15 protein-coding genes are annotated in these 12,899 nt (G+C 74.1%); 5 read left to right on the top strand and 10 right to left on the bottom strand.

Annotated features, from left to right (window positions below; all coding sequences use genetic code 11):
* The 3 genes from ACQZ2A_RS16630 to cysS all read right to left on the bottom strand — a co-directional run.
* A partial coding sequence (locus ACQZ2A_RS16630) for a hypothetical protein (RefSeq protein WP_430213389.1) occupies positions 1–609 on the bottom strand: 609 nt, incomplete at its 3' end.
* Positions 610–740: 131 nt separating this feature from the next.
* On the bottom strand, positions 741–1,694 hold the full coding sequence (gene rlmB / locus ACQZ2A_RS16625) for a 23S rRNA (guanosine(2251)-2'-O)-methyltransferase RlmB (protein WP_430213387.1): 954 nt from the start codon (positions 1,692–1,694) through the stop codon (positions 741–743).
* 1 nt (position 1,695) lies between these two features.
* On the bottom strand, positions 1,696–3,129 hold the full coding sequence (gene cysS / locus ACQZ2A_RS16620; protein WP_430213385.1) for a cysteine--tRNA ligase: 1,434 nt from the start codon (positions 3,127–3,129) through the stop codon (positions 1,696–1,698).
* 230 nt (positions 3,130–3,359) lie between these two features.
* Between cysS and ACQZ2A_RS16615 the strand changes: the two genes are divergently transcribed.
* Positions 3,360–4,310, top strand: coding sequence for a type IV toxin-antitoxin system AbiEi family antitoxin domain-containing protein (locus ACQZ2A_RS16615; protein WP_430213383.1), 951 nt, complete (start codon positions 3,360–3,362; stop codon positions 4,308–4,310).
* Positions 4,311–4,412: 102 nt separating this feature from the next.
* On the opposite strand, the gene ACQZ2A_RS16610 is transcribed toward ACQZ2A_RS16615, so the two are convergent.
* Together ACQZ2A_RS16610 and ACQZ2A_RS16605 are read right to left on the bottom strand one after the other, a co-directional pair.
* A complete protein-coding gene (locus ACQZ2A_RS16610; RefSeq protein ID WP_430213382.1) occupies positions 4,413–5,078 on the bottom strand; it encodes an MBL fold metallo-hydrolase in 666 nt (221 codons plus the stop codon).
* Complete coding sequence (locus tag ACQZ2A_RS16605; RefSeq protein WP_430213380.1) at positions 5,075–6,169, bottom strand: S-(hydroxymethyl)mycothiol dehydrogenase; 1,095 nt, start codon at positions 6,167–6,169, stop codon at positions 5,075–5,077. The genes ACQZ2A_RS16610 and ACQZ2A_RS16605 overlap by 4 nt, the downstream gene beginning before the upstream one ends.
* A 156-nt stretch (positions 6,170–6,325) precedes the next feature.
* Here ACQZ2A_RS16605 and ACQZ2A_RS16600 point away from each other — a divergent pair, with 156 nt between their 5' ends.
* A complete protein-coding gene (locus tag ACQZ2A_RS16600; protein ID WP_430213378.1) occupies positions 6,326–6,649 on the top strand; it encodes a transcriptional regulator in 324 nt (107 codons plus the stop codon).
* 9 nt (positions 6,650–6,658) lie between these two features.
* Here the strand turns inward: ACQZ2A_RS16600 and ispF are convergent, their stop codons facing one another.
* Genes ispF through ACQZ2A_RS16585 form a run of 3 tightly spaced genes read right to left on the bottom strand, consistent with a single transcriptional unit; the run spans position 6,659 to position 8,380 of the window.
* Positions 6,659–7,147, bottom strand: a complete 489-nt coding sequence (ispF, locus tag ACQZ2A_RS16595; RefSeq protein ID WP_430213376.1) for a 2-C-methyl-D-erythritol 2,4-cyclodiphosphate synthase — start codon at positions 7,145–7,147, stop codon at positions 6,659–6,661.
* A gap of 9 nt (positions 7,148–7,156) precedes the next feature.
* Complete coding sequence (ispD, locus tag ACQZ2A_RS16590) at positions 7,157–7,861, bottom strand: 2-C-methyl-D-erythritol 4-phosphate cytidylyltransferase (RefSeq protein ID WP_430213374.1); 705 nt, start codon at positions 7,859–7,861, stop codon at positions 7,157–7,159.
* 36 nt (positions 7,862–7,897) lie between these two features.
* Positions 7,898–8,380, bottom strand: coding sequence for a CarD family transcriptional regulator (locus ACQZ2A_RS16585; RefSeq protein WP_324420558.1), 483 nt, complete (start codon positions 8,378–8,380; stop codon positions 7,898–7,900).
* 277 nt (positions 8,381–8,657) lie between these two features.
* Here ACQZ2A_RS16585 and ACQZ2A_RS16580 point away from each other — a divergent pair, with 277 nt between their 5' ends.
* Positions 8,658–9,179, top strand: coding sequence for a hypothetical protein (locus tag ACQZ2A_RS16580; protein ID WP_430213373.1), 522 nt, complete (start codon positions 8,658–8,660; stop codon positions 9,177–9,179).
* A gap of 51 nt (positions 9,180–9,230) precedes the next feature.
* On the opposite strand, the gene ACQZ2A_RS16575 is transcribed toward ACQZ2A_RS16580, so the two are convergent.
* Together ACQZ2A_RS16575 and ACQZ2A_RS16570 are read right to left on the bottom strand one after the other, a co-directional pair.
* Positions 9,231–9,911, bottom strand: a complete 681-nt coding sequence (locus tag ACQZ2A_RS16575) for a response regulator (RefSeq protein WP_430213371.1) — start codon at positions 9,909–9,911, stop codon at positions 9,231–9,233.
* Complete coding sequence (locus tag ACQZ2A_RS16570; RefSeq protein WP_430213369.1) at positions 9,908–11,107, bottom strand: sensor histidine kinase; 1,200 nt, start codon at positions 11,105–11,107, stop codon at positions 9,908–9,910. The genes ACQZ2A_RS16575 and ACQZ2A_RS16570 overlap by 4 nt, the downstream gene beginning before the upstream one ends.
* A 186-nt stretch (positions 11,108–11,293) precedes the next feature.
* On the opposite strand from ACQZ2A_RS16570, the gene phoU reads away from it, so the two are divergent.
* Both phoU and ACQZ2A_RS16560 read left to right on the top strand, forming a co-directional pair.
* Positions 11,294–11,992: a phosphate signaling complex protein PhoU gene (phoU, locus tag ACQZ2A_RS16565; protein ID WP_430213391.1), complete on the top strand. Its 699-nt coding sequence runs from the start codon at positions 11,294–11,296 to the stop codon at positions 11,990–11,992.
* A gap of 147 nt (positions 11,993–12,139) precedes the next feature.
* Positions 12,140–12,895 carry a hypothetical protein gene (locus tag ACQZ2A_RS16560; RefSeq protein ID WP_430213367.1) on the top strand — a complete coding sequence of 252 codons (756 nt, stop codon included), beginning with the start codon at positions 12,140–12,142 and terminating at the stop codon, positions 12,893–12,895.
* The last annotated feature ends 4 nt before the right edge of the window (positions 12,896–12,899 follow it).

Below are 12,899 nucleotides of genomic sequence, written 5' to 3'. Positions count from 1 at the left end.
CGCCGCCTTGTAGAACTCGCTGGACTCCTTCTTCCACAGCAGGAAGACGATGTAGCCGCCCAGCAGGATGCTCACGATGCTGAGGATGCGCGACAGCAGGGCCGTCGGCTGCGCCAGGCCGATGAGGAAGAAGACGAGCGAGACGGCGAAGAGCACCGTCGAGACGATGCGTGCCCACGACTTGCCCTTGCCGTTGGCCCAGGCCATGAACAGCCAGAGGCCGGCACCGAGCAGGCCGAGGACGACACCGAAGACGATGCCGATGGTCACGGCCGCGTCGACGACCGTGGGGTCGACGGTCTGTCCCTGCTCCTCGAGGGCCTGGCGGGCCTGCTCGCGGATGTCACCGGTGGTGGCGAAGCTGAGGATAATCGACAGGACCGAGAGCGCCGCACCGACCCGCATGAGCAGGACGGCCATGTCCATCGACTTCGGCCGGGTCACCGGACCGGCGGCCGGGGCCTGCGAGTACGCCGGCGCCGAGCCGTAGGGGTTCGGCGCGGCCGGCGGCGGGGCGGAGCCGTACGGGTCCGCGGGCGGAGCCGGGGGCGGCGTGGAGCCGGGGGCCGGCTGGTCCGGCGGCGGGGGCGTGCTTCCGTGCTCGGTCATGGTGTTCCCTCCTCGTGAGCGGCGGCGGTGTGCCTGGTGTGGTCCGCTCGACCCCGATCGTGGCACAGGGCCGCGCCGGCCTCACGGCGGCACGCCCCGGAGTCCGACCGCCCGTCCGGTGGGGATCCCGGTCAGGACCGGCGGCGCCGCGCGACCTCGTAGAGCGTGACGCCGGTGGCGATGCCGGCGTTGAGGGACTCCACGGCCGAGCTCATCGGCACGGAGACGATCTGGTCGCAGGTCTCGGCGACGAGCCGCGAGAGCCCCTTGCCCTCCGAGCCGACCACGACGACGAGCGGCTCGGAGGCCAGCTCGAGCTCGGGGAGCTCGACGTCGCCGTCCATGTCGAGGCCGATGACGAAGAACCCGGCCTTGCGGAAGTCCTCGAGGGCGCGGGTCAGGTTCGCGGCCTGCGCGACCGGGATGCGGGCCGCGGCCCCGGCGGAGGTCTTCCAGGCGCTGGCCGTCATCCCGGCCGAGCGGCGGCTGGGCACGACCACGCCGTGCCCGCCGAACGCGGCGACCGAGCGGACGATGGCGCCGAGGTTGCGCGGGTCGGTGATGCCGTCGAGGGCGACGACGAGCGGGATGCCCGGCTTCTCGGGGTCGACGAGGTCGCGAGGGTGCGCGTACTCGTAGGGCGGCACCTGGAGGGCCAGGCCCTGGTGCACCGCACCGTCGGTGATCCGGTCGAGCTCGCCGCGCGGGGTCTCGAGGATGGGGATGGAGCGCTCGGTGGCGGTCTTGATCGCCTCGCGCACACGGTCGTCGGAGTCGATGCGGCCGGCGACGTACATCGTCGTTACGGGCACGTGCGCGCGCAGGGCCTCGACGACCGAGTTCCGCCCGGCGACGACCTCGCTGGAGGCGGGGCCCTTGCGCGAGCCGGAGCGTCCGCCGCCCGAGGGGCGCCGCTCGCCGCTGCGGGCAGCCGCCTTGTGCGCCTTGTGGTTCGGCCGGTCGGTGGCCTTCGGCGTCGGGCCCTTGCCCTCGAGCCCGCGGCGGCGCTGGCCACCGGACCCGACGGTCGGACCCTTCTTGCCGCCCTTGCGGACGGCTCCACGGCGTTGCGAGTTGCCGGCCACGTCAGTCTCCCTTGGATCGGATGAGGGACCAGCGGACGCCGGCCGCGGTGTCCTCGAGGGCGATTCCCGCCGCAGTGAGCTCGTCGCGGATGGCGTCGGCGGTGTCGTAGTCGCGGGCCGAGCGGGCCGCCGACCGGGCGGCGATGCGCTCCGCGACGAGCGCGTCCAGGGCGGACGACGCGTCGTCGGCGTCGTCGCCACCCGAGGACCAGGCGGGGTCGAGGGGGTTGACACCGAGGACGTCCGTCATCGCGACGACCTGCCGGGCGATGGCCGCGGCGTCGTCCTGGTCGCCGTCGTCGAGGGCGATGTTGCCCGCGCGCACGGCCTGGTGGATGACGGCCAGGGCGTCGGAGACCCCGAGGTCGTCGTCCATCGCCTCGCGGAACTCGGCGGGGAACTCGGTGCCGGCGTCGGGAAGCATCGTGCCGACACCCGGTAGGGCGCGGCGCAGGAAGCCCTCGATGCGCTCGACGGTGGTGGCGGACTCCTCGATCGAGCCCTCGTGGTACTCGACCGTGCTGCGGTAGTGGGCGGCGGTCAGGTAGTAGCGGACGGCCAGTGGCCGGTACTCGTCGACGACGGTGCTGACCCGCAGCGAGTTGCCGAGCGACTTGCTCATCTTCTCGCCGCCCATCGTCACCCAGGCGTTGTGCAGCCAGTAGTTGGCGAAGCCGAGACCGGCCGCGCGCGACTGGGCGACCTCGTTCTCGTGGTGGGGGAAGCGCAGGTCGACGCCCCCGCCGTGGATGTCGAAGGTGTCGCCGAGGTACTTGCGGGCCATCGCGGAGCACTCGAGGTGCCACCCGGGGCGGCCGGTGCCGAACGGCGTGGGCCAGGACGCGGTCGCGGGCTCGTTCTCCTTGCGCCCCTTCCACAGGGCGAAGTCGCGGGGGTCGCGCTTGCCACGGGGGTCGGCGTCCTCGGCGTCGCTCATGTCCTCGACGCTCTGGTGGGTCAGCTCGCCGTAGGACGGCCAGCTTCGGACGTCGAAGTAGACGTCGCCGGACTCGTCGGTCGGGGCGTAGGCGTGACCGCGCTCGACGAGGGTCTCCATCAGCTCGACCATCTCGGTGACGTGGCCGGTCGCGCGCGGCTCGTACGTGGGCGGCAGCACCCCGAGGGCCTCGAGGGCGTCGGCGGTCTCCATCTCGTTGCGGTAGCTCAGGGCGAACCACGGCTCGCCGGCCTCGGCCGACTTCGCGAGGATCTTGTCGTCGATGTCGGTGACGTTGCGGATGAGCGTGACGTCGTAGCCGTGCCCGCGCTCGAGCCAGCGGCGGAGCACGTCGAACGCGACGGCGAAGCGCACGTGGCCGATGTGCGGCGGCGCCTGGGTGGTGAGCCCGCAGATGTAGATCCCCGCCTTGCCGGGCACGACGGGGACGAAGTCACGCAGCTCGCGCGTGAGGGAGTCGAACAGCCTGAGGGTCACCCGCGACAGGCTACCGGCCGGGCCACGACCACCCCGCATCCGTCGCCCCCGCCCGAGCATCCCCGTCATCACCGTGATGACGCGGATCTTCGCCACGGACGGGGATGCATCCGCGTCCCGAAGGATCTTCCGCGCCGTCACCGTGACGACGCGGAAAACCCGACCAGCCCCGCGCCGGGGCCTGTGGATGACGGCGCCGGCACCACCCGCCGACCGGGCACCATCGACGGATGTCCGACCGACTCCTGACCCTCGGTGCCGCGCAGCACGACGTCCTGTCCACGCGCGACGCGACCCGGCTCGACGTCGACCCGAACTCGCTCGCCGAGCTCGTCGACGCGGGGACGCTCGTCCGCGTGCGCCGCGGCGCCTACGTCCTGGGCTCCACGTGGGCGCAGGCCACTCCGGAGCGCCGGCTCGACCTGCGCGCCCGGGCGGTGCTCCACGCACGGGGTCGACCACACGAGGCCGCCACCCACCAGAGCGCGCTGGCGGTCCACGGCCTGCCACTGCACGACGCGCCGCTCGACGTGGTCGACCTCTGCGGGCACGTCTCGCGCGTCCGGACGGCGTCCGGGCTGCGCCTCCACCCGACCGACGTCGAACTCCCGGTGGTGGTGGTCGACGGCTGTCGATCGGTCTCCGTCGACGTCGCCCTGGCGCAGGTCGCCCTCCGGGAGGGGCGGGAGGCGGTGGTCGTCGCCGCCGACCGGGCACTGCGCGAGGGCGCCACCGACCTCGAGCGGGTGACGAGCCTGGTCGCGCGGCTGGCCGAGTCACCGCGTCGGGCCGCCCGTGCCGTGACGTGGCTCCGGCAAGCCGACCCGCTCAGCGAGTCGGTGGGCGAGACCCGCACCCGGTTGCTGCTCCTCGACCTGGGACACCCGGTCACCAGCCAGGCCCGGGTCGCCGACGAGCAGGGCCGGGTCTTCGCCCGGGTGGACCTGATGGTGGCGGGACGGGTGGTCGTCGAGTTCGACGGCCTCGTCAAGTACGAGGGTGCCGAGGGTCGCGCCGCGCTGGCCGCCGAGAAGGCGCGCGAGGACCGGCTGCGCGCCCTTGGCTACGAGGTCGTGCGCATCACGTGGGTCGACCTGGAGCACCCCGGTCGGGTCGCCGCCCTCGTCCGCGCGGCGCTGGCCCGGGCCGCGGCGCGCGAGTCCCGACCCACCGCCTCCTGAGGATCCGCGTCGTCACGGTGATGACCGGGAAGCTCGCTCATGACGCGGATGCATCCGCGTCCTGGGGGGAGTTCCGCGCCGTCACGGTGGCGGCGCGGAACCTCAGTGGCCGCGGTCGAGCCATTCCTGGAGGTGCGGCGCCTCGTCGCCGATGCGTGTCGGGTCGCCGTGGCCGGTGAGGACCACGGTCTCCTCGGGCAGCGACAGCAGCCGCTCCCGGATCGAGTCGACGATGGTCGGGAAGTCGCTGTAGGAGCGGCCGGTGGCGCCGGGCCCGCCCTGGAACAGGGTGTCGCCGCTGAACAGCACCCCGAGCGTGGGCACGTGCAGGCAGCACGCACCCGGTGCGTGACCGGGGGTGTGCAGCACCGTCGCCTCGACGTCGCCGACCGTGAACACCTGTCCGTCCGCGAGCTCGCCGCCGGGCGCCTCGTCCTGGCTCTGGTCCCAGAGCACGCGGTCCTCGGGGTGCAGCCACGCCGTCGCCCCGGTCTCGGCGACGAGGTCGGCGACGGCGTTGACGTGGTCGTTGTGCCCGTGCGTGCAGACGACGGCCACCACGTGCCGGTCGCCCACCGCGGCGAGGATGGCGCCGGCGTCGTGCGCGGCGTCGACGACGAGCACCTCGCGGTCGTCGCCGAGCAGCCAGACGTTGTTGTCGACCTCCCACGCGCCGCCGTCGAGCTCGAAGAGCCCCGAGGTGACGACCCGTTCGACGCGCACCCCTCCGGCGGAGGAGGGGAGGTCGAGGCCGGGGTCGGCGCTCACGCGGAGCCCCCGAGGACGACGACCGAGCGCAGCACCTCGCCGCCGTGCATCCGGTCGAAGGCGGCCTCGACGTCGCCGATGCCGATCTTCTCGGTGACGAAGGCGTCGAGGTCGAAGCGGCCCTGGCGGTACAGCTCGACGAGCATCGGGAAGTCGCGCGAGGGCAGGCAGTCGCCGTACCAGCTGGACTTCAGCGCCCCGCCGCGGCCGAAGATCTCGATCATCGGCAGGGTGACCTCCTTGTCCGGGGTCGGGACACCGACGAGCACGACGGTGCCCGCGAGGTCGCGCATGTAGAACGCCTGCTCGTAGGTCTCGGGCCGCCCGACCGCCTCGACCACGACGTCCGCGCCGTGCCCGCCGGTGAGCGCCCGGACCGCCTCGACCGGGTCCTCGGTGGAGGCGTCGACGGTGTGCGTGGCGCCGAAGCGGGTCGCGGCCTCCAGCTTCCGCGCGTCGACGTCGACGGCGACGATGGTCGTCGCCCCGGCGATGCGGGCCCCGGCGACCGCCGCGTTGCCGACCCCGCCGCACCCGATGACCGCCACGGAGTCGCCGCGCCCGACGCCGCCGGTGTTGACGGCCGCGCCGAAGCCGGCCATCACGCCGCACCCGAGCAGGCCGACCGCTGCGGCATCGGCCTCGTCGACCTTCGTGCACTGCCCGGCGGCGACGAGCGTCTTCTCGATGAACGCGCCGATGCCCAGGGCCGGTGAGAGCTCGGTGCCGTCGGTGAGCGTCATCTTCTGCGTGGCGTTGTGCGTCGCGAAGCAGTACCAGGGCTTGCCCTTGAGGCAGGCGCGGCACTGCCCGCACACGGCCCGCCAGTTGAGGATGACGAAGTCCCCGGGCGCCACCTCGGTGACGCCCTCGCCGACCGCCTCGACCCGCCCCGCGGCCTCGTGCCCGAGCAGGAAGGGGAAGTCGTCGTTGATGCCGCCCTCGCGGTAGTGCAGGTCGGTGTGGCAGACGCCGCAGGCCTCGACGGCCACGACGGCCTCGCCGGGCCCGGGATCGGGGACGACGACGTCGACGAGCTCGACGGGAGCCCCCTTCGATCGCGCGATGACACCCTGGACGGTCTGCGGCACGGTTCCTCCTCGGTCGAGCGGCTCTGCTGGTCCGCGGCCCACGCTAGTGCGGCCGGCGCCGCCACCGGGAGCCCCTGCCGGGCCGGGACACCATCGATGCTGCGGCGCCCGTCGAACTCCCCTTTCCCACGGGGAAAGCCGACGTATCCTGACGCCATGCCGTACCCGGTGTTCGACGACGTCATCCACGAGCCGCACCGGCTGCGCATCTGCGCCTACCTCGTGCCTGCCGCCGGTCGCGACTTCGGCGAGGTCCGCGACGCGATGGGCCTCTCGGACTCCGCCCTCTCCAAGCACCTCAAGGCCCTGAGCGCCAAGGGCTACGCCCGCCTCGAACGGGGTGCGCGCGACGGCCGGCAGGTGACGCGGGTGGCGCTGACCGCCTCGGGGCGCGAGGCGCTGTGCGGCCACGTCGCCGAGCTGCAGCGGATGGCGCGCATCGTCGGCGCCGACCGCCGCGAGAGCCCACGCAGCCGCTGAGCCGACCCGTCAGTCGCGCGAGACGACGAGGGCCGTCGCGATGGCCGCGGCTCCCTCACCCCGACCCGTGAGGCCCAGGCCGTCGGTCGTCGTACCGCTCACCGACACCGGTGCCCCCACGGCGGTGGAGAGCACCGCCTCGGCCTCGGCGCGCCGGGTGCCGACCTTCGGCCGGTTGCCGACCACCTGCACCGCCACGTTCCCGATGTCGTAGCCGGCCTCCCGCACGAGGCGGGCCGCCTCGGCCAGGAGCGTGACGCCCGAGGCCCCGGCCAGCTCCGGACGACCGGTGCCGAAGTGCGCCCCGAGGTCGCCGATGCCCGCAGCGGAGAAGAGGGCGTCGCACGCGGCGTGCGCGGCGACGTCAGCGTCGGAGTGGCCGTCGAGCCCGCGCTCGCCCGGCCAGTGCAGACCGGCCACCCACAGCTCGCGCGTGGAGCCCTCGGGCGCCAGCGCGTGCACGTCGACGCCGACTCCGACACGAGGCAGGGCGCTCATGCCCCGATGCTAGGGCGCGTCCGCGGCGAGCATCCGCTCGGCACGGTCGAGGTCGTCGGCGGTCGTCACCTTGAACGCACGGGGGTCGCCCTCGACGACGAGCACCCGGTGCCCGAGCGCCTCGACGAGCGCGGCGTCGTCGGTGGCGCCGAGACCGGACGCGTGCGCGGCGTCGAGCACCGCGCGCCGGAAGCCCTGCGGGGTCTGGACCGCCCGAAGCGCCGCCCGGTCCGGGGTGCCGGTGACGAACCCGCCGGCGTCGACGGTCTTGACGGTGTCGACGACGGCCAGCCCAGGGACCACCCCGTCGGCCCCGGCCCGGACGGCGGCCACCACCCGCTCGAAGACGGCCGAGGGCGTCAGGCACCGCGCGGCGTCGTGGACGAGGACGACGTCGCACCCGGGGTCCAGCGCCGCCAGCCCCGCCGCCACCGAGGCCGTGCGGTCCGCTCCCCCCGCGACGACGACCGCCGGGTCCGGCAGCCCGACACCGGCCCAGGCGGCGTGCGCGGTGTTGACCAGGCCCTCGGGGACGACGACGGCCACGGACCGCACGCCGGGCAGCTGCCCAAGCGCGTCGAGGGCCCACCCGAGCAGCGGCCGACCGGCCAGGGGCACGAACGCCTTCGGGAGCGAGGCCCCGAGCCGTGACCCCGACCCGGCCGCGACGACGACGACGCCCACGCCGCGCGGGGCGGCGTGGGCGTCGGTCACGTCAGTGATGTCCTCGCCCGGGGGCGAGCGACGGCGTCAGGACGCGAGGACCTCGTCGAGGATGGTCTCGGCCTTCTCCTCGTCGGTCTTCTCGGCGAGCGCGAGCTCGGAGACGAGGATCTGGCGGGCCTTGGCCAGCATGCGCTTCTCGCCGGCGGACAGGCCGCGGTCCTTATCGCGGCGCCACAGGTCGCGGACGACCTCGGCCACCTTGATGACGTCGCCGGAGGCGAGCTTCTCGAGGTTGGCCTTGAAGCGGCGGGACCAGTTGGTGGGCTCCTCGGCGTACGGCGTGCGGAGCACCTCGAAGACCTTGTCGAGCCCGGCCTTGTCGACGACGTCACGGACGCCCACGAGGTCGCAGTTCTCGGCGGGTACCTCGATCACGAGGTCGCCCTGGGCGACCTTGAGCTTGAGGTAGAGCTTCTCCTCTCCGCGGATCGTGCGGGTGTTGATCTCCTCGATACGTGCAGCCCCGTGGTGCGGGTACACGACCGTCTCGCCGACCTTGAAAACCATGTGGTGTTGTCCCCTTTCGCGACACTCAGGATACCACGACACGCCGGGCGCTCCCAATGGAGAGAGTTGACGTTTGCGCAGGTCAGAGGCCTGCAAGAGGTGTCCCTGAGAGAATTTCAGGGGTTGACAGACCGGGCGCCGGCATGCTTCACGCGCGCGCCGGGCGCGGGCGCCGCGCGGGTGTCGACGGACTCCTCCGCCGGGGCGCGCGGGGCCGCCCGCCGGCCCGGGCGGCCCTGCGCCGGACCCTCCACGACGCCCCGCTATCCTTGGCCGCGTGAGCACCCGCGCCGCCTCCGCCCTCCGGTTCGCCGGCCTCGCCGCCGCCACGCTGCTCGCGTCCGGCTGCGCCGTGTTCTCCCCGACGCAGACCGACTACCCCTACATCCCCGCCGACGGCGTCGACCTGTCGATGCCCGGCCTCGAGCTGCGCAACGTCGCGGTCGTCGCCTCGGCCAAGGGCTCCCCGGGCGTGCTGGTGGGCCAGGCCGTCAACCGGGCCGCCGACAGCGTCGAGGTCACCTTCGGGCTCGAGGGCGAGCAGGGCGGCACCGCCTCCGTGCCGGCCTTCTCCGGTGAGTCGCTCTCCGGTGGCTCGACCACGGTCGACGTCGGTGCCGTGCCGGTCGAGCCCGGCGCGATGGTCACGCTGACCGTCAGCACGAAGGAGGCGGGCCAGAACGTCGTGCTCGTCCCGGTGCTGGCCCCCGAGCGCTACTACGCGGACCTCGAGCTGCCGTCGGCCTCGCCCTCGTCGAGCCCCTCGGCCTCGCCGTCCCCGTCGCCCTCCTCGAGCTGACGCCGCGAGGCCTACGCCTCGGACGTGTAGCCCAGGCCCCGCACCGCACCGTCAGGCCTCGAACTTGTAGCCCAGGCCCCGCACCGTCAGGATGTGCGCCGGGCTCCCCGGGTCGGCCTCGACCTTGGCCCGCAGCCGCTTGACGTGCACGTCGAGGGTCTTGGTGTCCCCCACGTAGTCGCTGCCCCAGACCCGGTCGATGAGCTGCATGCGGGTGAGCACCCGGCCGGTGTTGCGCAGGAGCATCTCGAGCAGCTCGAACTCCTTGAGCGGGAAGCCCATCTGCTCGCCCCGCACGGTGACCACGTGGCGCTCGACGTCCATCCGCACCGGGCCGGCCTCCAGGGTGGTGGGCAGCAGCTCCTCGGGCTCGGCGCCGCGGCGCAGGACGGCCTTGATGCGGGCCAGCAGCTCACGGGACGAGTACGGCTTGGTGACGTAGTCGTCGGCGCCGAGCTCGAGGCCGACGACCTTGTCGATCTCGCTGTCCTTGGCGGTGAGCATGATGACGGGCACGTTCGAGCGCTGGCGCAGCGCGCGGCAGACGTCCACCCCGGACAGCCCCGGCAGCATGAGGTCGAGGAGCACGAGGTCGGCGCCCGCGGAGTCGAACTCGCTCAGGGCGTCGTGGCCGTTGTCGGCCACCGACACCTCGTAGCCCTCCTTGCTCAGCAGGTAGGACAGCGGGTCCGAGAACGACTCCTCGTCCTCGACGATCAGGATGCGCGTCATGCGGTGCTCTCTCCTCGGGCGGCGGCGGCCACGCCGGGTGCTTGGTCGGCCGCGGGGTCGGGGTCGCCGGCCTGCGGGGCGGCGACGGGGAGGCTCATGGTGAACGTCGAGCCACGGCCCTCCTGGCTCCACACGCTCACCTCGCCCCCGTGGTTGGCGCAGACGTGCTTGACGATGGCCAGCCCGAGGCCGGTGCCCCCGGTGGCCCGCGAGCGCGCGGCGTCGACGCGGTAGAACCGCTCGAAGATGCGCTCCTGCTCGGTGGCCGGGATGCCCTGGCCCTGGTCGGTGACGGCGATCTCGACGGAGTCGCCGACCAGCCGGGCGCCGATGCCGACGCGGGTCCGCTCGTCGCTGTAGTTGACGGCGTTGGTCAGGAGGTTGGCGACGGCGGTGGTCAGCAGCTCGGCGTCGCCGAAGACCTTCAGGCCGCGCTCGGTCGCGAGCCCGAGGTCGATGTCCTTGGCCTCGGCGGCGACGCGGACGCGGTCGAGGGCCTCGACGAGGACGGTGCCGATGTCGACGAGCTCGGGCTCGTGGAGGGTGTCGGCGACCTGGAGCCGGGAGAGGTCGACGATCTCCTGGACGAGCCGGCCGAGCCGGGTGGCCTCGACCCGGATGCGGGCGGCGAAGCGGGCCACGGCCTCGGGGTCGTCCTTGGCGTCGAGGACGGCCTCGGCGAGCAGCGAGATGCCGCCGACCGGGGTCTTCAGCTCGTGCGACACGTTGGCGACGAAGTCGCGGCGCACCTCCTCGACCCGCCGGGCGTGCGTGTGGTCCTCGGCGAGGATGAGGACGTGGTGCAGGCCGAGGGTGGCCACGCGCACGCGCATCACGACGCTGGCCTCGGGGGACGGACCGCGGGCGAGGTCGAGCTCGGTCTCGCGGATCACGCCGTCGCGGCGGACCTGGCGGGCCAGGTGGCGCAGCTCGTGGTGCACCAGCTCGCCGTGGCGGACGAGGCCGTAGGTGAGCGCCGGCGCGGAGGCCTTGACGACGGCGTCGGAGGTGTCGACGACAACGGCGATCGAGCGGAGCACGGAGAGGACGTCGCCGACCCCGCGGGCGAGCGGCGGCTCGGGCTCGGGCCGGGTCTCGGTGAGGCTGCGCTCGGACCAGCGCCCGGCGAGGACGCCGACGGCCCCGATGACGAGGCCGGCGGCCCCGCCGAGCGTCGCCGCGATCGTCGCATCCACCCGACCAGCGTACGGGCGCCCACCGGCCCTCCCGCGCCACCGCACCCGCTCCCCCGAACCCGGTCGCCCGAAGTTCACCTCGCCGGTGCCGACGGTTCACCGGGGGGTGCGATGGTTCAGCGGCGGCGCCGCCACCCCGCGGTGGTCGCCGCGTGCCCGACCCCCACCGGAGGAACCCCAGCCGTGATGCGCAAGGCCTACCACGAGGAGCTCGACCGGATCGCCGAGAGCCTCGTCGACATGACCCACCTCGCGGCGTCGGCGATGAGCCGCGCGACGACCGCACTGCTCGACGCCGACGTCCACCTCGCCGACTCCGTCATCGCCGCCGACGCCGACATCGACGCCCGCCGCGAGCAGATCGACCTCCTCTCCTTCGACCTGCTCGCGCTCCAGCAGCCGGTCGCCACCGACCTGCGCGTCGTCGTGACGAGCATGCGGATGAGCAGCGACATCGAGCGGATGGGCGACCTCGCCCGGCACGTCGCCAAGGTCGCCCGGCTGCGCTACCCCGCCTCCGCGGTGCCCCCGGAGCTGCGCGGCACCTTCCGCGAGATGGGCTCGGTCGCGGAGAACATCGTCGAGAAGACCGGCTCGGTCATCGCCCGCCGCGACGTCGAGGGGGCGCTGCAGATCGCCCGCGACGACGACGCGATGGACCGCCTGCACCGCGACCTGTTCGCACAGGTGACCGGCCCGGACTGGCCGCACGACACAGAGACCGCCGTCGACATCACCCTGCTGGGGCGCTACTACGAGCGGTTCGCCGACCACGCGGTCTCGGTCGCCGAGCGCGTCGTCTGGATCGTCACCGGCGAGTGGGGCAACGAGGCCGCGGGCAGCCACGACGACGCCGGCGACGCCGCAGCCACGTCCCGCGCCTGAGCGGGAGCCGGGAACCGGTCGCCGACACCGGATCTTGACGGGGTCGGCACCGGGTCGGCACCGCAGCCCCTGCGGGCCCGGGAGGGCGCGGCGGAGGATGGAGGCAGCACCTCCAGCAGCACCTCTCGCAGCACCAGGAGCCGCACCATGGACCTCCACCCGGCACCCCGCCGCCCCCGCCGCCCGCGCCGCCCGGGCCGCACCCTCCACCGCTCGCTCGGGCACCTCCTCGCCCTCCTGGTCCTGGCCGTCGGCGCCGCACTCGTCGCCCCCGCCCCGGCCGCGGCAACCACCGCGCGGACCACTCCCACCAACCCGCTGACCGCCGTGGCGCGCCAGCGGCCCGTCGTCCTCCACCGGGTCGCGGCCGTGCACGCCGCCCTGCACCGCGCCGGCGCCGCGGCCCTAGCGGCCGGCATGCCCGCCGAGCAGACCCTGCGGCGCACGCAGCAGCTCGCGCTCGCGCAGCGGCACCTCACCGCCGCCGCGGGCCGGGTGCGCTCCGCCCGGACGACCACCCAGCTCGGGCTGGCCGCGACGCTCGTCGAAGAGCTGGCGAGCGAGGCGCTGCCGAGCGCGCCGGAGGCCCTCGCCCGGGCGCAGGGCGTGCTCGACGCCGTGGCCGCGCTGCAGCCACGGCTGGAGATCCTCGAGGAGCGGGCCCAGATGGGCGAGTACTGGGGCTTCGACGTCAGCGCCTGGGCCGTGCCCGAACGGCAGGCGAGCGCCGAGGCCGCCGAGGCCACGTCGCTCGCGGGCGCGGTGCTCGCCGCCGTCACGGCCTCGGGCACGGTGACCGACCGGGACGCCGCCGACCTCGCCCGGGCCGAGTCCCTCGTCGCGGAGTCGACCACCCTCGGCACCACGGCCTGGGACGCGTGGTGCGGTGCCAACGCCAGCTGATGCG

It is taken from the genome of Phycicoccus avicenniae (assembly GCF_050496545.1).
Lineage (GTDB): Bacteria > Actinomycetota > Actinomycetes > Actinomycetales > Dermatophilaceae > Phycicoccus > Phycicoccus avicenniae_A.
The sequence above is the reverse complement of the archived record's forward strand: the minus strand, read 5'-3'. Positions and strand labels throughout refer to the sequence as shown.

Excerpts from the sequence above, each read along its gene's own strand:
- ACQZ2A_RS16560 (WP_430213367.1), top strand. The coding sequence starts at position 12,140 with ATGGACCTCCACCCGGCACCCCGCCGCCCCCGCCGCCCGCGCCGCCCG.
- ACQZ2A_RS16600 (WP_430213378.1), top strand. The coding sequence starts at position 6,326 with ATGCCGTACCCGGTGTTCGACGACGTCATCCACGAGCCGCACCGGCTG.
- ispF (WP_430213376.1), bottom strand. The coding sequence starts at position 7,147 with ATGAGCGCCCTGCCTCGTGTCGGAGTCGGCGTCGACGTGCACGCGCTG.
- ACQZ2A_RS16615 (WP_430213383.1), top strand. The coding sequence starts at position 3,360 with ATGTCCGACCGACTCCTGACCCTCGGTGCCGCGCAGCACGACGTCCTG.
- ACQZ2A_RS16575 (WP_430213371.1), bottom strand. The coding sequence starts at position 9,911 with ATGACGCGCATCCTGATCGTCGAGGACGAGGAGTCGTTCTCGGACCCG.
- phoU (WP_430213391.1), top strand. The coding sequence starts at position 11,294 with ATGCGCAAGGCCTACCACGAGGAGCTCGACCGGATCGCCGAGAGCCTC.
- ACQZ2A_RS16585 (WP_324420558.1), bottom strand. The coding sequence starts at position 8,380 with ATGGTTTTCAAGGTCGGCGAGACGGTCGTGTACCCGCACCACGGGGCT.